Annotated in this window: 22 protein-coding genes; 1 reads left to right on the forward strand and 21 read right to left on the reverse strand. The window is 44.3% G+C overall.

Going from position 1 to position 20277, the window contains the following annotated elements:
• Positions 1–232 precede the first annotated feature (232 nt).
• From DWY55_RS10325 to DWY55_RS10420, 20 genes are all read right to left on the reverse strand, one after another.
• Entirely contained in the window at positions 233–628 is a 396-nt protein-coding gene (locus DWY55_RS10325; RefSeq protein ID WP_034529826.1) for a HEPN domain-containing protein, read from the reverse strand.
• Positions 628–951, reverse strand: a complete 324-nt coding sequence (locus DWY55_RS10330; protein WP_371413541.1) for a nucleotidyltransferase domain-containing protein — start codon at positions 949–951, stop codon at positions 628–630. Before DWY55_RS10330 ends, DWY55_RS10325 begins: the two co-directional genes overlap by 1 nt.
• Positions 952–1030: 79 nt before the next feature.
• Complete coding sequence (pseI, locus tag DWY55_RS10335) at positions 1031–2044, reverse strand: pseudaminic acid synthase (RefSeq protein ID WP_117878161.1); 1014 nt, start codon at positions 2042–2044, stop codon at positions 1031–1033.
• A gap of 8 nt (positions 2045–2052) precedes the next feature.
• Complete coding sequence (locus tag DWY55_RS10340) at positions 2053–2277, reverse strand: acyl carrier protein (RefSeq protein ID WP_008663354.1); 225 nt, start codon at positions 2275–2277, stop codon at positions 2053–2055.
• Positions 2278–2281: 4 nt separating this feature from the next.
• Positions 2282–3862 carry an HAD-IIIC family phosphatase gene (locus tag DWY55_RS10345; RefSeq protein WP_008663352.1) on the reverse strand — a complete coding sequence of 527 codons (1581 nt, stop codon included), beginning with the start codon at positions 3860–3862 and terminating at the stop codon, positions 2282–2284.
• The gene (locus tag DWY55_RS10350) at positions 3859–4263 is read right to left on the reverse strand and encodes a VOC family protein (protein ID WP_009038594.1); all 405 of its coding nucleotides are present in this window, start codon (positions 4261–4263) and stop codon (positions 3859–3861) included. Before DWY55_RS10350 ends, DWY55_RS10345 begins: the two co-directional genes overlap by 4 nt.
• Positions 4264–4269: 6 nt before the next feature.
• A complete protein-coding gene (gene pseH / locus DWY55_RS10355; protein WP_008663350.1) occupies positions 4270–4872 on the reverse strand; it encodes a UDP-4-amino-4,6-dideoxy-N-acetyl-beta-L-altrosamine N-acetyltransferase in 603 nt (200 codons plus the stop codon).
• 87 nt (positions 4873–4959) lie between these two features.
• Positions 4960–5952, reverse strand: a complete 993-nt coding sequence (gene pseG / locus DWY55_RS10360; RefSeq protein ID WP_008663348.1) for a UDP-2,4-diacetamido-2,4,6-trideoxy-beta-L-altropyranose hydrolase — start codon at positions 5950–5952, stop codon at positions 4960–4962.
• Positions 5933–6616, reverse strand: a complete 684-nt coding sequence (gene pseF, locus DWY55_RS10365; RefSeq protein ID WP_008663346.1) for a pseudaminic acid cytidylyltransferase — start codon at positions 6614–6616, stop codon at positions 5933–5935. Before pseF ends, pseG begins: the two co-directional genes overlap by 20 nt.
• On the reverse strand, positions 6613–7239 hold the full coding sequence (locus tag DWY55_RS10370) for a transferase (protein WP_120178075.1): 627 nt from the start codon (positions 7237–7239) through the stop codon (positions 6613–6615). Before DWY55_RS10370 ends, pseF begins: the two co-directional genes overlap by 4 nt.
• Positions 7236–8399, reverse strand: a complete 1164-nt coding sequence (gene pseC, locus DWY55_RS10375; RefSeq protein WP_117878163.1) for a UDP-4-amino-4,6-dideoxy-N-acetyl-beta-L-altrosamine transaminase — start codon at positions 8397–8399, stop codon at positions 7236–7238. The genes DWY55_RS10370 and pseC overlap by 4 nt, the downstream gene beginning before the upstream one ends.
• Positions 8396–9418 (reverse strand): UDP-N-acetylglucosamine 4,6-dehydratase (inverting), encoded by a 1023-nt coding sequence (gene pseB, locus DWY55_RS10380; RefSeq protein ID WP_022400702.1) that lies wholly within the window; start codon positions 9416–9418, stop codon positions 8396–8398. Before pseB ends, pseC begins: the two co-directional genes overlap by 4 nt.
• A 14-nt stretch (positions 9419–9432) precedes the next feature.
• Positions 9433–9921, reverse strand: a complete 489-nt coding sequence (locus tag DWY55_RS10385; RefSeq protein WP_009038601.1) for a UpxZ family transcription anti-terminator antagonist — start codon at positions 9919–9921, stop codon at positions 9433–9435.
• 35 nt (positions 9922–9956) lie between these two features.
• On the reverse strand, positions 9957–10493 hold the full coding sequence (locus tag DWY55_RS10390; protein ID WP_117878165.1) for a UpxY family transcription antiterminator: 537 nt from the start codon (positions 10491–10493) through the stop codon (positions 9957–9959).
• A 545-nt stretch (positions 10494–11038) separates the two neighbouring features.
• A complete protein-coding gene (locus DWY55_RS10395) occupies positions 11039–12148 on the reverse strand; it encodes a PspC domain-containing protein (RefSeq protein WP_117878167.1) in 1110 nt (369 codons plus the stop codon).
• Positions 12149–12230: 82 nt separating this feature from the next.
• Positions 12231–12557, reverse strand: coding sequence for a PadR family transcriptional regulator (locus DWY55_RS10400; RefSeq protein ID WP_057255984.1), 327 nt, complete (start codon positions 12555–12557; stop codon positions 12231–12233).
• Positions 12558–12779: 222 nt separating this feature from the next.
• Positions 12780–13970 carry a [FeFe] hydrogenase H-cluster maturation GTPase HydF gene (gene hydF, locus DWY55_RS10405; RefSeq protein WP_117878169.1) on the reverse strand — a complete coding sequence of 397 codons (1191 nt, stop codon included), beginning with the start codon at positions 13968–13970 and terminating at the stop codon, positions 12780–12782.
• 11 nt (positions 13971–13981) lie between these two features.
• Entirely contained in the window at positions 13982–15400 is a 1419-nt protein-coding gene (hydG, locus tag DWY55_RS10410) for a [FeFe] hydrogenase H-cluster radical SAM maturase HydG (RefSeq protein WP_117878218.1), read from the reverse strand.
• Positions 15401–15452: 52 nt separating this feature from the next.
• Positions 15453–16511, reverse strand: a complete 1059-nt coding sequence (gene hydE / locus DWY55_RS10415; RefSeq protein ID WP_120178076.1) for a [FeFe] hydrogenase H-cluster radical SAM maturase HydE — start codon at positions 16509–16511, stop codon at positions 15453–15455.
• Positions 16512–16527: 16 nt separating this feature from the next.
• Positions 16528–17988, reverse strand: a complete 1461-nt coding sequence (locus tag DWY55_RS10420) for a monomeric [FeFe] hydrogenase (protein ID WP_117878173.1) — start codon at positions 17986–17988, stop codon at positions 16528–16530.
• Between the two features lie 107 nt (positions 17989–18095).
• Here DWY55_RS10420 and DWY55_RS10425 point away from each other — a divergent pair, with 107 nt between their 5' ends.
• Positions 18096–18593, forward strand: coding sequence for a GNAT family N-acetyltransferase (locus tag DWY55_RS10425; protein WP_117878175.1), 498 nt, complete (start codon positions 18096–18098; stop codon positions 18591–18593).
• A gap of 89 nt (positions 18594–18682) precedes the next feature.
• On the opposite strand, the gene DWY55_RS10430 is transcribed toward DWY55_RS10425, so the two are convergent.
• Positions 18683–20203: a peptide MFS transporter gene (locus DWY55_RS10430; RefSeq protein ID WP_057252567.1), complete on the reverse strand. Its 1521-nt coding sequence runs from the start codon at positions 20201–20203 to the stop codon at positions 18683–18685.
• Positions 20204–20277: the final 74 nt, after the last annotated feature.

A 20277-nucleotide genomic window follows, 5' to 3' on the forward strand; every position in this document is an offset into this window, starting at 1 on the left:
TTTTTGTTCGCAGCGAAGATAGAGATTTCAATTATGAGCCAATTTTTGACTGCTTACATGTGTAAGCGGAGAATAATTCTTTATCGTCACATACCCGCTTTGGTAAAGCAATGGGGTGATATTTGTCATTCGTTCCGTAGGGGCATTGTTTACTTGCAAAGGAACAAAATCTGTTCGTATTTTCCTAACGAAGGGGGATGAAAGATAATAAAAAAGAGGGGAAGAAGGAAATCTATTTTTCTGTAATCAATCTATCAACTTCACTTATCAAGAATGAAATCTGAGGATACAAATTATCAATTTCATCTTTGGTAAACTCTTTGAAATCATCATAATCACTTGACTGCCTTTTATCGTAAATTTTAGAAAAGATGCGCCCGCATTCAGACGACAACAAATTCGTCTTTACAAAATGAAGTCCAAAAGCTTGTCGAACTCCCATGTGACTTTTCACTTCAATTCCATGCAAAATCAACAATGCTGAAACCATATGAAAACAAGCGTAATACATCCTATTTACAGCAGAATTCCATAGTTCATTATCTATCAAGACATCAACATCATGCATCAAGTCACATGCCTTTTGACGCCTATAATTGACAATATCACGCTTTATATCCTCTTCCATCACAGCAACACACCATCTTTCATTACATTATAATAAAATACAGTCTTTCTCTTTGCTGCCTCCCAAGCTTTACGAGTCATCACAATCGGGCTAATAATAGTACCTGTTTCTATTTCCAAATCATATATTGGAGCAGTAATGACATCCTCCTCCATAGGAGAAACTGTATCTTTATCCACTAAAATCAGAATATCAATGTCACTATTCTGTTTTGCCTCTCCACGTGCCTCAGAACCATAAAGAATAGTTTGAGAGTTGGGAGCAACACTCTTTATCATATATTTCAGACGTTTCACCAATTCCTTGCGATTCATATAGACTATGTTTTTAGTGTTTAGACTACCGCAAAGATAGTTTTATTTTTAAGAATTACAGTAACAATATTCTCTTTTTTGATGACCTCTAACTATTCACGAACTCCCATGCAAATCTCGTTCCTTTCTCCAAATCCTGATTTACTTTCTTTCCTAATATATCTTTCAGATACTTGGGGTGCAAACCGAAGCCCGGACGAACGGAGCGAACGTTCTGCTCTGTAATCACTTCCCCGGATTTCATATCCTCGGCTACATAAAGCGAACGGGAAAACTCCCTTCCCGACTTCATTTTATCGGTAAGTTCATACGATACTGAGCCGATAGCCGCTTCGGCCATGCGTATATCTTTCACCATTTGGGCAAACTCCTGCTCGTTCATTGAGAATGAGGCATCGGGGCCGCCAATACTACGGTCGATAATAAAATGCTTTTCAATCATGGTTGCACCTTGTGTCACAGCCACTACGGCAGACACACTGCCAATGGTATGATCGGACAAACCGGACTTCACTCCATAGCGCTCGGCTAAAGCCTTTATCATGCACAGATTGGCTTCCTCAATGGGAGCAGGATAAGAGGAGGTGCATTTCAACAGCGTAATATCATCATTACCCGCCGCACGGCAAGTATCTACAGCCAACTGAATGTCTTCTTCAGTGGCAATGCCGGTAGACATCACCATCGGTTTCATCTTCTTGGCGGCATACTCTATTAAAGGAATATCCGTAATTTCAAAAGAGGCAATTTTGTAAATGGGGTTGCCCAAGGATTCCAGGAAATCTACCGCAGTTTTATCAAACGGTGATGAAAAACAGATAAGTCCTTCCTCCTTGGCCACACGAAACAATTCTTCGTGCCACTCCCAAGGGGTATAGGCTTGCTTATAGAGATCGTACAAACGCATGCCGGCCCAAACACTTGTAGAATCAGCCATAAACTCCATTTTATCATTATCCAACGTTATGGTATCAGCTGTATATGTTTGGAGCTTAATAGCATCTGCACCTGCACGTTTGGCAGCACGAATTGTTTCTATGCCTATCTGCTTGCTGCCATTATGATTCGCCGACATCTCGGCTATGATAAATGTTTTTCCCATAATGGTTCTTATTGTAACTTGTTTGCAATAATATTTTTGATGTCAGAGAAAGATTTCATCAAACTGATTTCATTAGGCTCAAACTCTACTTCGAAAGTATCTTCCAATTCTATAACCAGATTCAAATGGTTCATACTATCCCACTTTTCGCAATTATTCTGAGAGGTACTCTCATCTACATCTGTTTTTAAAACAGCTCTCATCACATCCATTATTTCTTCATTCGTAATCATAACTTTATTGTTTAACTGTTATTGAATAATAATCAGGTATTGACAAATCTAATTTGTCAATATTCGCCATATAGTATTTAACACCCTCTTCTACTCGCATCACAGAAAAGCCAAGCCGGTCATAAAAATCAGCCACTTGTCTGTTTTTGAGAGTAGGAATAAATTTTGCTTCTAAAGCTGACACACCATCCTCAACCAACAATTTAAATACAAATTTAATGAAAGCCGTTTCAATACCTTTACCTAATATACGACAACTAAGCAATATATTCTCAATACTATTATCAGTGATGAAAACTGCTCCCGTGATACCATTATCACCAAATTTATCTGAAACTCTGATGCAATAGATTTTCCATTGATTATCCAGAAGTTGTCTGACATCAGCCTCAGAATAACGTTGGGTCGTTAAATTAAACTGATTTGTTTTTTGCGTCATCTGAGCAATTCGTGATATATTGAATGAGTCAACCTTCTGAAGCTCAATTTTAATTTCTAATGAACGAAGAAAATCTTCAAAGTTTAAGAATTTGGCTTGTTCGCGTGTACGTTCCGCATTTGCCTTATATTGTTCCGTTTTCTTTTTATCTTCACCGGTAATTTCGTAAACTTCAAAATATTCACGAACTAATTGCATGAAAAACTGCGGTAACATATATGCTTGTTTTGGAAAGTCCGGGACAGCCACCATAGGCAAGGTCTGTTTTACTAATTCACGCTCTGCCGGATTGTCATCAATGAACACCATACTATCAAGACCTATGTTCAGCTCTTTAGACAGCTCCACGATATTCGAAGCCTTGTCATTCCAATTTATACGAATAGCAACAAAATCTTTTTTCCTTAAAACCATAAACGGATTTTGCTCCCAAGCTTCGAATACATCTTCTTCGTTGTTCTTACTACAAACAGATAAAATAATACCCTCTTTACTTAGCGCAGACAGCGCTTCCTGAAAATACAAAAATGCCTTACCTGGATAATCCCCGCCAATTTGTATACCATTAATGCCTTCCTCGCCAAGGACTCCACCCCACAAAGTATTATCCAAATCAAGAATGAGACATTTCTTTCTCTTTAAAGCTATATTCTGTATTTTAGAGTCTACCCATGTAGCAAATTCACTAGTAATTTTAGAAGATATATACATTTGAGAAATAAAATAGAATTTCCATCCAATCAATTCCTCTGACCTATAACGGGAAGTAAACTCAGAAAAGTCAATCACCTTAAAATTTACATTCGTTCCAGCCATATTATACAGTTGGGTATTATACCGGACGATAGCCTCCCTTACAATAAAATTGGCATCAGTAAATCTCGTAGGAAAGATGTCTACCAATGTGAATGCTACAAATTCTTTCCCTTGTGGAACCTGCGAGAAAACAAGCTGCATTTTTCTAATATATGCATCAATTTCGTCAGCCAGTTGCTTCTGATTCCATCTTATGGGTATTTGATACATCCACAAATACAAAGATGTATTTTGAGGTATATATGATATATCTTCGTAACCAGAATACTCCACTTCGTCTGTGCCGAAGATATTTTCCAGCGTATTGTTTCTAAAAATAAAGAATTTCATTTTTGTTCTAATAATTCAATTAAACCGATATCTTTATTATAGAGAAAAGCTACCCGATGATTATTGAGAGCTACTGCTTCTGCCGGATAGCTTACCACCATGAACCTCATTTTACGAAGCCGTGCGATGGCATCTTCTATATTTTCTACACTATAACAGCAATGATACGGACAAACTCCATTCTTCTCAAGATTTTTATTGATTGGAGAATTCTCATCAACAGGTTCAAGAAGTTCAATCATAGGCTCTCCTTCTTTTGTAAGGAAACAGATATTTACATTCTGTATTGGATCAAATATCACAGATGAACAAGAATATCCCCCATCAATGTAATAATACATTGTTTTTTCAATACTGGTAACAGCGTATCCTATATGGTGAAAATGAAAATTTGATAACATGATTCTCTATTTGCGTTTATCTCTAATAAAGCGGACCAATTTACGTATATCATTTCTATATACTGTAATACTTCTATAATGAAGTTCTGAAAGCTCCCATTCAATGAATTTCCGGTTATGACAACATCCGTCGGACTCCACCGTATCACCCAAAACAAAGCCTAAAAACTCATCCAATAACAATGCATCGGTATTGTTTATATCAATTGAACCTACCAGTTTTGTACATTTTGCAACCTCAAAAGAAAAACAGATAATAGTATAAACAAAATCAAGTCCCCCTCCACTTTTCATTTGGGAAGGTGCCATATAATAGCCTAATTCAGCGATTCTTCTTTCATGGTCTATATTGGTCAGATTGAAGACACCATAGGGAACATTATCTTTTGTTACTAACCAATAGTAACAATCTTCTCGTTGAGCAAGGGTTTTCGTAAAATTCAAGTGATTTTCAAGAGATATTACATCTGTATTATACATAAACTGCCTTATCTCAAAAGTATTCCTCCAATCCAATATTTGCTTTAGGAGTTCTTCCGACAAAATAGAGAAGTGTTGGAAAACATAACCATGATATTTATAAACCGCTTGTTTGTCTATTTGTATCATTCAATTGCTAAATAATTAAAATTATCTGTTCTATTCCTGCATCAATTGTCCATTATGAGAATTTTTCCAAAAAGAATGCGATTATCGTCAATGCACACTTCTTCCCAATTCTTCAAACAGATTAATATAGCGTTCACGAATACCACCTTGTATCTGCAAGTTATCAACCCCAGCAATCTCTAAAGATGTCAGAGGTATGGGATTATCCTTAATATTTCCTAAAGGAAGAACTCCTCCAGTAGAGGTTAACAGTGAATAATAATCAGCCTGATTATCTACATACCAACCTACAGCCAACTTGGCACCACAAGCAATGGCTTCGAGACTCACAGTACTTGCTGAACAGATTACCCAATCGGAAGCACAAAAAAGTTCGGCCATCTGTTGCGCTGTTAAATTGGAGCAATAAGACACTCGCCTATCCCGTACCCTCGGCTTTTGAGGTTGATAAGCATCACCTACCACTGCAGTTATCTGGCTGACAGTAGGCAATTGCATAGCTTCACGAATGTAATGGCCAGTAAAGTCAAAGGAATCCACACCACCAAAAGTAATGGTTATACTTTCCGTACTACGTTTTGCACAAGAACAGAGTTTGTTTACAGCTTCTATAAACGGGCTACGCAGTAATGCCCAATCAAATCCCAAACAGAGCTTGGTGTAAGGTTCCACGTCGAAAAGTGCAGAATTGGTCTGACCATGGTTAATCACGACATCAGCCACATAGTGCTTGTCGTGCATATCGTCAATGCACACCAGGCGGCAGCCTTTTTGCTTGATGGCACGCTGATAATCGGTAGTGAAGAAATAATTGTCGAGCACCACAATTTCATCACCTTGCAAATGGGAAAGGAAATCAGCAGAATGCGTTTCCTCTTGCAAGGGGATGAAAGGACATACCTTCTCCATCTCACTTACCTGATATGAGGTAGGATGGCAAGTAAAGAAGGTACAATCGAAATCGTCCTTCAGCATATCGGCCAAAGCCAGAGTACGGATAAAGTGACCGTAGCCGATGGTAGCGCTTGCGTCGGCACGGAAATAGATTTTCTGCATTACATCATCTATGAAGTAACTCATACTTCATTTCCGCCAATGTCCAGTCGGTCAGCGTATCGAGGTCCTGCACTTCGAGTTCGGAAAGTACCAGTCCGGCTGTGTTCTTCCCCCAAAAAGTCCGGCTCTCCACAAAAGGAGCAGTACGAGAGAAATAGAATTGGCCGGCATCATGATAAATCGGCTCTAAATCTTGGGAACGTGCATTCATGTATTCGGGATAAACCATACCGATTCTCCCGTCTACAATATGAAGGCTACGCTGTATAGGATAGGAATAAGCCACACAAGTGAAAACGGAGTCAATCTCCGAATTCATTTTTCCGTATGCTTCCCGAAGCCTTTCAGGAGTGACAAAAGGAGCTGTTGAGTAAATGCAACAAACTGTATCAAATTCCCTGCCTCGCTCTTTATACATCTCTAAAACTTCAAGAATTACATCGGCCGTACCGGCATAATCATTCGAGGTCTCAGCACTGCGCATAAAAGGAACTTTGGCCCCGTATCCGCAAGCTATCTCCGCTATCTCTTCATCATCGGTCGAAACCATTACTTCGTCAAAAAGTCCGCTCTGCAAAGCTGCCTCTATGGAATATGCAATGATAGGTTTACCCATAAAGGGCTTGATATTCTTACGCGGAATACGTTTACTGCCGCCACGGGCAGGAATAATACAGATATTTTTCATCGTTTAGCCTTTATAATTAAATGGGGAGAATACCCGAAAACAATTGAATTGTCCGGCACATCCTCATCTTTCACACCAGAATTTGCCCCGATAATCACATTGTCACCTATCCGGCAGTTACCGATAATAGAAGAATTTGCACACATCCGCACATTTTCACCTAAAACCGGATAAATTCCTTTATTGTTTCCCACCGTACAATTTTGCCCAAAACTGAATCCTTCACCATATTCAGCCCGTCCCATAACGCTACCGACCGGATGATCCAACGTAAAATAATGAGGAAGATTTACCTCATGATACAAATCACACCCATTCATTATTTTATTCAAATAATACAACTTATCTGCCAATAAACGGTTATCAGTATCTTGAGAAATGGTGTTAGCAAAAAAATAGAGAAAAATTGTATATTGTGCACTTTGATAAGGGTTGAAGTATGTCTCTCCGTCGCATGAGTAATACTTATTTTTCGTACGGGAAAAACAATATTCACAACGAGAAATTACCCCCCCCATTTTTATATTTATTAACATCTCATCTTCTTCACTCAAGAAGAAAAAAGAGGAAAGTTGCTGCAAAAGCTGCTTTTCAATAGCTTCAATAGGAATGGAAGTAATCATTGTTTTATATATTCTATAACCTTTTTAATCACATACTCCTGTTCCTCGTCCGTCAGCGTGGGATACATCGGAAGACTCAGACAATGTTCGTAATACTCTTCTACTATAGGCAAATCGCCTTTCCTATTTCCCCACTGCTGATAGTAAGGCATCAGATGAAGCGGAGCATAATGAACCTGCGCATAAACATTGTTCTCGTGCAGATAATTATAAAGGCCCAAGCGGTCAGACACTTGAATGATATAAAGGTGATAAGCATGATAGACATCGGCAGCATTGAATGGAGTCTTGATACCATCTATTCTGGAAAATGCTTCATTATAGCGTCTTACGATTTCATGGCGACGTTCAAGACCTGCTTTCGCACGCTCCAGCTGAGAAATACCCAAGGCAGCCTGAAAATCAGTCAGACGGTAATTGTAGCCTAACTCCTGCATCTCGTAATACCAGCCACCATGATGCTCGTGCAATAAAGCAGGGTCTTTCGTAATGCCATGCGTACGGTAAAGACAAAGCTTGTCATAGAGCTCCTTGCTGTTGGTGGTCACCATGCCTCCCTCACCCGTAGCGATATGTTTCACGGGATGGAAAGAGAATACGGCACAGTCGGCAAAACAACCGTTGCCACAATGTTGTTTCTTGCCTTTACTGTCCATGAAATAGCCACCGGGAGCATGACAGGCATCCTCGATAATCCACAAGCCGTACTCGTCGGCAAGCTTTCTGAACTCTTCCAGATCCAAAGGATAGCCTGCAAAATCAACCGGAACAATACCTTTGTAAGTACCGCGGGGAGAAGCTTTAAGCATGGCTTCGAGTTTACGGATATCCATGAGGTAAGTATCCTTGTCAATATCACAGAATACCACCTCGCCGCCACAATAGCGGATGCAGTTGGCACTGGCAGCAAAGGTCATGGGAGTGACAATCACCTTGTCGCCCGGCTTTACATTCAGTGCGGTAGCTGCAAGATGAAGCCCCGAAGTGGCATTGTTCACTGCTACGGCATATTGTGCACCTACATATTCGGCAAATTTCGTTTCAAATTCCCTGATTTTGGGACCTTGTGTCAAGTAATCGCTTTTCAGGGTATCGATGACTGCCCGGATATCCTCATCTGTGATATGCTGACGACCGTATGGAATAGGCTTGCTTATCATTTCACCTCGAAATTAGGGTCAACGTATTTCTTGATATTCTCGCGCATAGTCTCTACAGTCTCCCACTCCGTATTGTTGTCACTGCTGTAGTGGAAACCGTCGGGAACGGGTACTGCATTGTGATGTCTGATGAACTCTTCGCGACTGTGCTTGAAAGATACGGAAGGAAGAATGACATAATATCTGCCCAAATCGATTGTATCAAGAGCATCGGTTACAGTAATCATCTCCTCATGCAGCTTCTCTCCCGGACGGATGCCCACTTCCACCTGCGGCAGATTGGGTGCAATGGCGGTAGCCACGTCCTGGATATGATAGGAAGGAATCTTAGGAATAAAGATTTCGCCACCCAGGTGATGTCCGATGGCATACATAACCAAAGCGACACCGGCTTCCAGTGAAATGTTGAAACGGGTCATACGCATATCGGTTATGGGAAGTTCCTTCGCCCCGTTGTCACGCTTGTTGATAAAGAAAGGGATTACGGAACCGCGGGAACCCATCACATTACCATAACGGACTACGGAGAACCTGATGTTCTTGGAACCGCTGATATTGTTGGCAGCAGTAAACAGCTTGTCGGAAGTGAGCTTGGTGGCTCCATAAAGATTGATGGGGGCACATGCCTTGTCGGTAGAAAGGGCCACCACATGCTGTACACCGGTGGCAAGAGCAGCCTTTATCACATTCTGCGCACCGTGTACATTGGTTTTGATGCACTCTTCGGGATTGTATTCAGCGGTATCCACCTGCTTGATGGCGGCTGCATGGATAATCACGTCCACTCCTTCGCAAGCCCGCGTCAGACGTTCGAGGTCACGGACATCACCGATAAAGAAACGCAGTTGCGGATACTTATGACCGGGATATTTCTGTTTCAGCTCAAATTGCTTCAGCTCATCGCGGGAGTAAATAATGATTTTCTTTACTTGCGGATAATCACGGAGAATGGTTTCCACAAACTTCTTTCCGAAGGAACCCGTTCCTCCGGTAATCAATACGGATTTATTGTTAAGCATTATAATGAAAAGTTTTATTCATCGATATATTCCCACGGATAGGGATTGTCTGTCACATTCTGAAACTCATCAACCGCTTCCTGCTGTTCGGGAGTAAGTGATAAGGAATCCCAGGAGGCGATGATGGAACGGCCCTCGTCGGCCAAAGACTCGTCGAACACTTCACCGTAGCAGGCGGTAAGCAGACGGAGCTTCAGTAAGGAAGCGGGAAGGGCATCGAGCACATCCCAACAACAGTCCAGCACTTTCTGGACATGCCGCTGCTTTTCGCCATGGTCGACAAAAGAGGCGCTGTAACCCATAAGAAGGGCAAGACAGACATTTGCCTGCTCTTCGATGGTAGTGCCTTTTACACCCGACCGGTACAAAGCCATGGTAAGACGGTAGACCTCACCGTTCCGCCGTGACAAGTCATCGCTATAGACGGGACTGCCGTCCATACCCAAATACATCAGTTCGTGCGCAGCACGCTGAAGAGTGATTGCTTCTTCGGAAAGAGACATAAGCAATTATAGAATTAAGAATTAAAAATTAAAGTTCAGCCGATTACTTCTATAAGATCGGGGTGGATAGTGGCCATGGCAACAGCTATGACACCTTGTATTTCGATAACCACGCGACGGTCACGTGCACCTTTCACCTTCAGAAACACACCCTCTTGCCCCTCAAATTCACCGCCGGTAATCCGGACTTTGGTACCTTTGGACAAGTTCAATTCATCCGGTTGAAAATAAAGAAGATGATCATCGTAAGTGCCGGATACGGCAATGAAACGTTGCATCTGACTGTCGGGGACAATAATCTTCTGCCCACTGCGGGTATCGGTAATATATTGCAGATAAGTGACTTGAGATTTTACACGCTGCACATCGGAAGGACGGGCATGGACAAAAAGCAGATTATGAACGACCGGAACCAAAGCACGGACTTTTTTCCTTTTTTTTATACATATCTTGTATTGCATAGGAATGAAACAGCCCAAATTTTCTTTCTTGAGCAGACGCATGGCATCCGGTTCTCTGCGGTAGGTGGCACGCATAGCATACCAGATTTCAGCCTCTTTCTCTATTCCCATTTTTATGCTTTTGTTCAGACAAGGGTGTTCTCCTGGGGCTTTGAATCTCTTGCATACACTTGAAATTCAATTACTTGCGGACACTTTATGTAGAATACGACAAGCTTTATGCCCTTCTTGTCAACAGATTTTTTGCAGTCATTCATTACCTGACAGGTAAAATGCTGTAAACGAATCTATTGCAAGCAAAAAGCGTTCAATAGACGTTCGTTTTTTGAACGTCAATATTTAAGAAAATTAAAGAGGGAAGATTACTTAAAAATTAGTAAAAGGAAGAAGTTAGAGAAATAATATGCAATAGACTTACTGACAACGTATTATGCTCATTAAAGAGAGTTTTATAGAATATTTTTATTAAACATTTTGCGAGATTCAAAAATACACGTTATCTTTGCGTTCATTAAACGAACGTTTAAAAAACATCTGTCCAAAACGCAATATTTCACTGTATAACAACTAATTACATCCAAAGAAAAAAAAATATCGTGTTTATAGAAATCAGATTTCTACAAACACGATATCAATTAAAAAAGAAATTACTATTCTCAGAAATTAAAGATACCCAATTCCGGGAAAGTAGCCCCCTGCACTGCAAAACAGATTCCGAAGCAAGCTGCACTTACAATCCAAAGGATAACCAGCGTCCACTTCAAACCGGAGTTCATCGGCTGCCATTTGAATATCTGACTGAAGATGGCCCATACAAGACTGACCAAAGGAATTCCTACCAGCAAGATTCCTGCAATGTACATCACAATGGCAGATAGCGGAGAAGTAGGCAGTACCACATCAGCCATCGGGAAAAGGGAAATGAGAGCTGCACCACCACCAACAGCCACCGCTATCGCAGCAAACAACAGCGCCACGAATACCACTCCAAACACAAACAGTATCGGACTGCAGATAATGGCAAATATCACCAGACAGATTTTCAAGAACCAGCCGACAATCATCACCAATGCATCTCCCAACTTCTGCAAGAAAGTACGGGGTTTATCCGACCTCATATAATCATTCACCCCATTGGCAACCTTCTCAAAACCGTCCGTCACCGTCTTTCCGATATTCTCCACCGTAACGGCCTCGCCACGCATACTCAACTTCTCGGCTGCTGTGCGGGCTTCCGGTATAACCAGCCAACACACGATATAGACCGGTATCAATGTCCCTACCCCACAAATCAAGATGACAAGCAGTAACAGTCGAAGTAAAGTTACATCCCATCCCAGGTAGGCAGCCATTCCACTGATGACACCACCCAGCATTTTATCATCCGGATTGCGGTATAGACGACGGCGTGTAGTGCCATAAGCGGTATTGCTGTTCCAAGCACCGGCACCATAGCTGCCCCCGGCACTCGTGCTGCCGGAATCGGCACTAGCACTCTCTCCTTCCGCCTCCATATCTTCCGGCTTTCCCATGCGGGCAATCACCTCTTCCACATCGGCTATCGTGATTACTTGCGAACCGGCCGACAATTTCTCGGCAAAGAGTTCGGAAATACGGCGTTCAATATCATCTACAATCTCGTCGGCACCGGCTTCCTTGCGGAAGTGCATCTTGAGATTACTCAGATAATTATCCAAAAGACGGTATGCGTCATCATCAATATTGAAAACGGTTCCACCTAAATTTACAGTTAATGTCTTTTTCATAACACACTATTTATTTACAATTTGACTATTTACGATTTACTATTTACCATTCGGCGAATGCAGCATATTCTCTGTGGTCATTTCAAGAATTGCTGATATGATTCACCGTCTCGTTCAACTCTTTCCAGGATATTTCCAGTTCACCGAGAAAGACTTCTCCTTTTTCCGTCAACCGGTAATACTTACGTGGAGGACCTTGCGTAGACTCAATCCATTCATAACCCAGCAAGTCGTCGTTCTTCAGACGGGTGAGCAACGGATAAAGTGTACCTTCCACTACAATCAGTCTGGCTTCTTTCAACTTCTGAATGATATCCGAAGCGTAAGCCGGCTCCTTGTGAAGCAGCAGCATGATGCAATATTCAAGCATGCCCTTGCGCATTTGCGACTTTACATTGTTTACATCCATAATGGTATTTACTATTTGACAATTTACGATTTACTATTTGGCTGCGCAATAGAGTAATGAGTGTCCTTATTCATTCTATTGTTGTTCCTTGTATGGCACAAATATATGTATTATACTAGTACCTTGCATTACAAAGTACTTTATATTAAACATTATTAACAAGAAAAGTAGTTCACGCTACTCTATAACATCAGTAACGTGAACAGAGAGGAAGAGGGATATTTACCGATGGATAACAATTTTATCCAATATACCGGTCAGACTCGCAATTGCTACTCCGTAGTTGGTTATGGGGATGTGCTGTGCGCAAGCATGGGCTATACGATTGAGAACGTACTTCCGGTTGAACATGCAAGCGCCGCAATGGATAATTAAATCATATCGGGACAAGTCTTTGGGAAAGTCATTTCCAGAGACAAAGTCTATCTGCAATTCCTCGCCGATGCGCTTTCGTAGCAGGCGGGGAATTTTGACGGTGCCGATGTCCTCGGTCAGCGGGGCGTGGGTGCAGGCTTCGGCTATCAGTACACGCGATTGGGGTGTCAGACTATGAATAGCGGCAGCTCCCTCTACAAAGGCATTGATGTCTCCTTTGTAACCGGCAAAAAGAACCGAGAAGGAAGTAAGACTACTTTCGGCAGGCTTTTGTTGATAGACGATGGGGAATACTTGTGAATCGGTGATTATCAGCTTAGGCGGACGGACAAGGGCTTGCAGGGAGGCTTGCAGCTTGTCGGTGGTGCAGCTCATCACTAAGCACTTTTTATCCAACAGTTCGCGGATGGTCTGCACTTGCGGAAGAATGAGACGACCTTTGGGGGCTTGTATATCCTGGGGCATCACCAGCAGGACGACATCTCCTTCACGTACCAAATCGCCCGTGATAGTCTGCTCACCAAAATTCTCGGGAAACTTTTCGAGGATAGCATCGAAAATGCCTTGAATGCCGGTACCCTCTTTGGCACTGACCACAACGGGAGCCTGCCCGCACTCCTTTTCAATCCGAAGCACCACGGAAGCGGTGTCTTGACGGGAATCGGCTTTATTCAGTATCAGTATCACGGGGATTTCGCGCGCTGCCAGCAGCTTTAGCCATTGCTGTTCCAGCGTTCCGTCAGCTTCATAAAGCAAGAGGGCGATGTCCGCTTTCTCCACCGTCTTTAAGGTACGCTCCACGCGCATACCGCCCAGTTCGCCTTCGTCGTCATCAAAACCGGGGGTATCGATAAAGAGGCACGGGCCCAAAGGATATACTTCCATGGCTTTGGTCACGGGATCGGTAGTAGTGCCGGGCGTTGCGGATACCAATGCCGTGTCTTGCCCGGTCAAGGCATTGACAAGGCTGGACTTTCCGCTGTTCCGTCGTCCAAAGACGGCAATGTGCAGGCGGTTGGAACGAGGTGTATTATTCATAAATCCGAAATCTAAAATCTAAAGTCTCTTTTCCCCTCCCCTATCTCCTGAAGATTACGTTCGGCTATCGCCCGTATCTTGGGGTTCGGGATATGCTCCATCTCCTCACGAATCAGCTGTATGCCCTTCTCCTTGGTTTCGGAGGAGGCATAGTCTTCCAGATATTCTTTTAATGTCATCAGTGCATTGGGCTGGCAGCAGTTTGCTATCTGTCCGCGCTTGACGAGCGACATGAAGCGGTCTCCGGTACGTCCCTCGCGGTAGCAGGCGGTGCAGAAACTGGGGATATGCCCCAAGTCGAGCAGCCAGCTCACCACTTCATCCAGCGTGCGCCGGTCGCTCACATCGAATTGGGAGGAATCTTCCTCTTTGGCTTCCGGCACGGCATAACCTCCTACGCTGGTGCGTGAACCGCCGCTTATCTGCGAAACGCCCAGTTCGAGCACCCGACGGCGTACGGCTTCCGACTCACGGGTGGAAATAATCATTCCCGTATAAGGCACCGCAATGCGCGCCACTGCCACAATACGGCAGAACATCTCATCCGAGATGGCATCGGGAAAATCCTCGGTCGAAATATCATCTGCCGGACAGATACGCGGCACGCTGATGGTATGCGGACCCACGCCAAAGGTAGCTTCCAGATGTTCGGCATGCATCAGCAGTCCTACGAAGTCATAACGATAGGTGTTCAGACCGAACAATACACCGATACCTACGTCGTCGATGCCACCCTCCATAGCACGGTCCATCGCTTCGGTGTGGTAGGCATAATTACTTTTCGATCCCGTGGGATGCAAGACTTCGTAATGCTCTTTGCTGTAAGTCTCCTGAAAAAGGATATAAGTGCCGATACCTGCCTCTTTCAGCAACCGATAGTTTTCCACTGTAGTGGCGGCTATGTTGACATTCACCCGGCGGATGGCCCCGTTCTTGTGGTGGATGCTGTAGATGGTGCGGATAGACTCTAAGATATAGTCGATAGGGTTGTTTCGAGGGTCTTCTCCGGCTTCCAGCGCCAGGCGTTTATGCCCCATGTCCTGCAAGGCGATAACCTCGCGGCGTATCTCCTCTTGCGAGAGTTTCTTGCGGGGGATGGTACGGTTCTTGGCATGATACGGGCAATAGACGCAACCGTTCACGCAATAGTTGGAAAGGTAAAGCGGGGCAAACATCACAATGCGGTTGCCATAGAATTTCCGTTTGATTTCACGTGCCAGATGATAGATGCGCTGCACCAGTTCCGGCTCGTCACATTCCAGCAGCAGGGCCGCCTCCCGATGGGAAAGTCCCTGGCACAAAGCAGCCTTGTCAATCAAACTTTCGATGAACGGACGGTTGTTGCGGTTTGCCTGCGCATACTCCAATGTATCCAATATCTCCTGGTGATTGATGAATTCTTCTGCTTGTCTTGACTTTATGTTATACACTTCGTAAATTGACAATTGGTAATTAAAATAAAGAATGAAGATTTGAAAATTATCAATTATCAACGGTCAATTCTCCATTCTCATAATCTCCTCTCTCTTTTGATACCTCGTAGCCTATCCCTTTCAGTTGTTCCTCCAATTTTTGCAAACCTTCTGCCGCTTCGGCACCCGCAGAAGCTTTGTTATCATAAAGGGAGTACTTCGTCCGCTGATGAGAAGGCGAAAGATTAGGCATCACGACATTGGCGCCAGCCAATATTCCCCGTTCCCGTCCGTTCGGAGCAAGTGTGGCCAGGGCAGTGGTAGCAGGTATCAGTGCCGCGGGATACATCAGCCGGAAGATAGAAAGCAACTTCAGCGTCAACTCCATATCTCCCGGCGGAAAAGAGGAAAACGGAGTATCGTGATGCGGAAGAAAAGGTCCCATGCCTATCATCTCCGGCTGAAACCGTTCGATGAAGAGAATATCTTCTACCAGATGGTCCACCGTCTGGTAAGGACTGCCTACCATGATTCCGGTTCCCACTTGATAGCCTATCTCTTTCAGCCAGTCCAAGCATTGCAACCGATGGGAAAGGGACACCTCAGCAGGATGAAGCCGGTGATAATGCCCTTCGTTGCAGGTTTCGTGCCGCAACAGATAGCGGTTGGCACCTGCCAGGAAGAAACGTTCGTAGGCTTCCCGCGATTTTTCGCCCAAAGATAAGGTAATGGCACAATCCGGGAAGGATTGCCGGATGGCGGCAACTGTCTCCACCATCCCCTCATCCTTCACCGCCGGCGCTTCGCCCCCTTGCAGCACAAAGGTACGGAAGCCCAACCGATAGCCTTCATGGCAACACGAAAGAATCTCCTCCTGCGTCAGCTCATAACGGGTTATGTTCCGGTTCTCCTTCCGTATGCCGCAATAGTAGCAGTTATTGCGGCAACGGTTGGTTATCTCAATCAGTCCGCGAATGAAGATTTTATTGCCAAAGCGGGCAAGCGCTTCTTCCCGGGCAAGCTCCTGCAGGTAGGCTGCAAGTTCTGTGTCCCGGCAAAGAAGCAAGGCTTTATACTCTTCGGCATCCAGCCTGCGATTGCTCCACAGTTTGTCAATCAAATGCTTCATATAAACGGACAAAGGGTTAATACGTCTCTTTCCTCTTTGCCAACTCCTGCGTCAGCTGGCGCTTTCCGGCAGTTATTTCATTATGCGAACATGGCCCGGTAATACAACCGCCCTCGCAAGCCATCACTTCAATAAATTGCCCCGGAGCCTTGCCCGACTTGGCGTAAGCACGCAACGCACCGATAGCCTTCTTATCCAGATTAGCCACTTGTACGGCATTGATTTTATCTGCCTCTTCCTTCAGATAGGCTTTCACGGCACCCATCACGCCTCCTGCCTGCGCAAAACCATGCGCCTCGCGCACGGAAGTAAAACTCATGGAATAGGGCTTTGCCTGCTCCATCTGAATATCCAGCCCGGCAAGCACGGAAGCCACCTCCTCGAAAGTCATGATAAAGTCCACCGCCTCGTCGCGCTGCGCCTCTTTGCGCTTGGCAACGCAAGGACCTATGAAGACCACCTTCGCATCCGGATACTTCTTTTTAGCAATGCGGGCAGCATAATACATTGGCGAACCGGTGCCCGACACGTAAGGCTTCATGGCAGAAATATGCTTGTTCACCAACTCTATATAAGACGGACAACAGGAAGTCGTCATAAACTTCTGACCCTCCTCCAGCTTCTCAATCAGCTCGTGCGCCTCGTTGCTGACGGTATCCATCGCTCCCTGAGCCACCTCGATGACATCCGTAAAACCGACTTGTTTCAATGCGCCATATACTTGTTCAATAGTCGTCTTGAACTGCCCCAGGATGGACGGAGCCACGATAGCCACCACCTGCTCACCCTTGCGGATTCTGTGCAACACGTCGAACACCTGCGATATTTCGAAAATTGCTCCGAATGGACATGCATTGAGACACTTTCCGCAATAGATACATTTGCTTTCGTCAATATGCTCTATCCCCTTCTCATCCTTACTGATGGCTTTCACGGGACAAGCCTCCTCACAAGGTACGGGAATATAAACAATGGCATGGTAGGGACAACTCTTATGGCAGATGCCGCAACTGATACACGCATCATGGTCAATCCATGCCTGCCCACTCTCCTTGACGTGCACTGCCTTCTTGGGACAATTCACCTGGCAACTGCGTGCCGTACATCCGCGGCAGAGGTTCGTAATCTCGTAGTTAATCTGCACACATGCCGAACAAGCTTCGTCAATCACACACATGATATTGTCTTTCGGCCTGCCATTTTCCGCTCTGTCCAGTGCACGGGCAGCGTACTCCGACAAGGGGGTCAGCTCATCCGTCTCGTCCTCCATATCGAGTCCCAGAAGCGGCAATGACTTGTACTTCCACACCGCGCGCTCTTTGTGCACACAGCAGCGTCCCGCGTGCTTGGACCTCTTCGGACTCAGCTCGATGGGCAGCCGGTCTATTTTATCCACAAGTTCGTTGTTATTCCACAGCTTTACCAGTTCCTTCAGCAATCTGTGGCGGACAATCATAATGTTGCTCGTAAATGCCATAATTTTTAAAATCAGAATTAGTTAGTTCGGTAACGGTCTGCAAAGATAACGATTGTTTCACAAAAAAGGCTTAACTTTACACCCCAAACAGTATAAATACAACCGATATGTTTACCATAAGAAAAGCAACGACAGCAGACTGCGCACTGATTCAGAAACTTGCGCAGCAAATATTTCCCGTCACGTATAAGGATATCCTTACTCCCGAGCAGACCGACTACATGATGGAATGGATGTATTCATTGGACAATATCCGTAAACAAATGGAAGAGGAAGGCCACGTCTATTTCCTGGCTTACGAAGAATGTGAAGCGGCGGGCTATGTGTCCGTACAGCAGCAAGGAGAAGATTTATTCCACCTGCAAAAGATTTATGTGCTCCCCTATTACCAGGGTGCACATTGCGGCAGTTTCCTCTTTCGCGAAGCCATCAAGTACATCAAGGAAGTACATCCCGGCCCTTGTCTGATGGAATTGAATGTAAACCGTAACAACAAGGCACTGCAGTTTTATGAACATATGGGAATGTGGAAACTCCGTGAAGGGGATTTCCCGATAGGAAACGGATATTACATGAATGACTACATCATGGGACTGGAAATCTGAGTCCCGGCATTAAAAGCCCTCCAAAAACTAAAGGCTGCGCAATGTTCGTAATGAACTGCGCAGCCTTTAGTTTTATCTTTCGTTTCCGATTACTTCGCCACCTTTTCAAGCCATTTCAGCATGAACAGCATGGTGAACATCGAAATGCAGCACGCTACTACAAATACCGTCCACGTCATCCAGATAGGAATACTTTCGTAGAGGATAGCACCGATAACGAGCAACTGATTACCAATGGCAGTAGCGCCGAGCCAACCGCCCTGCATGATACCCTGATATTTGGGAGGAGCCACCTTGGACACGAATGAAATGCCCAACGGAGAAATGTACAATTCGGCAACAGTCAATATCAGATAGGTAACCATCAGCAACAGCGGAGTCACCTTCACCGGAGAGGTACCCAAAGCGATTATATCCTTGTGCATCGGCAAGTTGCTTACATAAGAACCGATAGCCATTATAAGGAAGCCGGTGGCAGCAATACCCATACCGATGGCAATCTTCCGCGGAGTGGAAGGCTCTTTACCCTTGGCACGCTGTGCTGCAAAGACAGCCATGATGACCGGTGTCAGAGATACAACGAAAATCGGGTTCAAAGACTGGAACAGCTCAGCTGAAATAGCCATGCCGAATAAATTCAAATCTGTATATTCCTTGGCAAAATACGTCAGTGTCAACCCATTCTGATGGAACGAGAACCAGAAGAAAATTACCACACCGAATACGGCAAACAATGCATACATGCGCTGTCTTACCTCTTGTGCGCTCATCTCCACTGCAGTGGCATCGCCCGCTTTTGCAGCCACCTTCTTGCTGGGATCGGGGAATTTCTTTCTGTTGATGACGAAAATTACCAAAGAAAGAACCATAGCCAGGATAGCTACACCGAATGCATAATGGAAACCGGTGGTAAACACGTTCAGATATTCATTGGCAAATACCGTCATATCCGTTACGGGTGTTCCGGAAATAGTGGCTTTCGTTGCCAGTGCACTATAAGTGTCCACAGCTTCGGGAGTCAGCGTTCCTGCCAGATGTCCGTGGCAAAGGGCAGGCAGGTCGGCATCATAATTGTAGCCGAATGTGGACAGCCACCAGTTACGTACGCCTACTGCGGCAAACGGAGCAAAGATGGCACCTACATTGATGAACATATAGAATAAGGAGAAACCAGAATCACGCATGCTGGAATATTGGGGATTGTCGTACATCTGCCCTACCAGCGCTTGAAGATTTCCCTTGAAAAGACCATTTCCGAAAGCAATGACAAACAAGGCCGCACAAGTAATCACCAAAAACAAGGTTTTATTGGCAACCGGTGTAGGAGACGGGATGGCAAGCATCAAGTAGCCTACCGCCATCAAGACAATGCCGGTAAAGATGGTACCTTTGTAATTACGGGTTCTGTCGGCAATAATACCACCTATCAATGCAAGAATGTAAATAGAAAAATAAAATGTTGAGTAGATCAAACCTGCCTCTTTTCCATCCAGTCCGAACTTGGCTTGCAGAAAAAGTACAAGAATGGCCATCATGGTATAAAAGCCGAAACGCTCGCCCAAATTAGCAAAGGATGCGGCAATCAGACCTTTAGGGTGTTTGTTGAACATAAAAATTAGTTTTTAGAATTAGTAATTGGATTGATTTCTTGAATAATTCCTGCAAATATATAAATTCTATTGAA

Origin of the sequence: Bacteroides sp. AF25-38AC, assembly GCF_003602995.1 — a bacterium.
GTDB lineage: Bacteria > Bacteroidota > Bacteroidia > Bacteroidales > Bacteroidaceae > Bacteroides > Bacteroides uniformis.

Excerpts from the sequence above, each read along its gene's own strand:
- DWY55_RS10325 (WP_034529826.1), bottom strand. The coding sequence starts at position 628 with ATGGAAGAGGATATAAAGCGTGATATTGTCAATTATAGGCGTCAAAAG.
- pseI (WP_117878161.1), bottom strand. The coding sequence starts at position 2,044 with ATGGGAAAAACATTTATCATAGCCGAGATGTCGGCGAATCATAATGGC.
- DWY55_RS10340 (WP_008663354.1), bottom strand. The coding sequence starts at position 2,277 with ATGATTACGAATGAAGAAATAATGGATGTGATGAGAGCTGTTTTAAAA.
- DWY55_RS10345 (WP_008663352.1), bottom strand. The coding sequence starts at position 3,862 with ATGAAATTCTTTATTTTTAGAAACAATACGCTGGAAAATATCTTCGGC.
- DWY55_RS10350 (WP_009038594.1), bottom strand. The coding sequence starts at position 4,263 with ATGTTATCAAATTTTCATTTTCACCATATAGGATACGCTGTTACCAGT.
- pseH (WP_008663350.1), bottom strand. The coding sequence starts at position 4,872 with ATGATACAAATAGACAAACAAGCGGTTTATAAATATCATGGTTATGTT.
- pseG (WP_008663348.1), bottom strand. The coding sequence starts at position 5,952 with ATGAGTTACTTCATAGATGATGTAATGCAGAAAATCTATTTCCGTGCC.
- pseF (WP_008663346.1), bottom strand. The coding sequence starts at position 6,616 with ATGAAAAATATCTGTATTATTCCTGCCCGTGGCGGCAGTAAACGTATT.
- DWY55_RS10370 (WP_120178075.1), bottom strand. The coding sequence starts at position 7,239 with ATGATTACTTCCATTCCTATTGAAGCTATTGAAAAGCAGCTTTTGCAG.
- pseC (WP_117878163.1), bottom strand. The coding sequence starts at position 8,399 with ATGATAAGCAAGCCTATTCCATACGGTCGTCAGCATATCACAGATGAG.
- pseB (WP_022400702.1), bottom strand. The coding sequence starts at position 9,418 with ATGCTTAACAATAAATCCGTATTGATTACCGGAGGAACGGGTTCCTTC.
- DWY55_RS10385 (WP_009038601.1), bottom strand. The coding sequence starts at position 9,921 with ATGTCTCTTTCCGAAGAAGCAATCACTCTTCAGCGTGCTGCGCACGAA.
- DWY55_RS10390 (WP_117878165.1), bottom strand. The coding sequence starts at position 10,493 with ATGGGAATAGAGAAAGAGGCTGAAATCTGGTATGCTATGCGTGCCACC.
- DWY55_RS10395 (WP_117878167.1), bottom strand. The coding sequence starts at position 12,148 with ATGAAAAAGACATTAACTGTAAATTTAGGTGGAACCGTTTTCAATATT.
- DWY55_RS10400 (WP_057255984.1), bottom strand. The coding sequence starts at position 12,557 with ATGGATGTAAACAATGTAAAGTCGCAAATGCGCAAGGGCATGCTTGAA.
- hydF (WP_117878169.1), bottom strand. The coding sequence starts at position 13,970 with ATGAATAATACACCTCGTTCCAACCGCCTGCACATTGCCGTCTTTGGA.
- hydE (WP_120178076.1), bottom strand. The coding sequence starts at position 16,511 with ATGAAGCATTTGATTGACAAACTGTGGAGCAATCGCAGGCTGGATGCC.
- DWY55_RS10420 (WP_117878173.1), bottom strand. The coding sequence starts at position 17,988 with ATGGCATTTACGAGCAACATTATGATTGTCCGCCACAGATTGCTGAAG.
- DWY55_RS10425 (WP_117878175.1), top strand. The coding sequence starts at position 18,096 with ATGTTTACCATAAGAAAAGCAACGACAGCAGACTGCGCACTGATTCAG.
- DWY55_RS10430 (WP_057252567.1), bottom strand. The coding sequence starts at position 20,203 with ATGTTCAACAAACACCCTAAAGGTCTGATTGCCGCATCCTTTGCTAAT.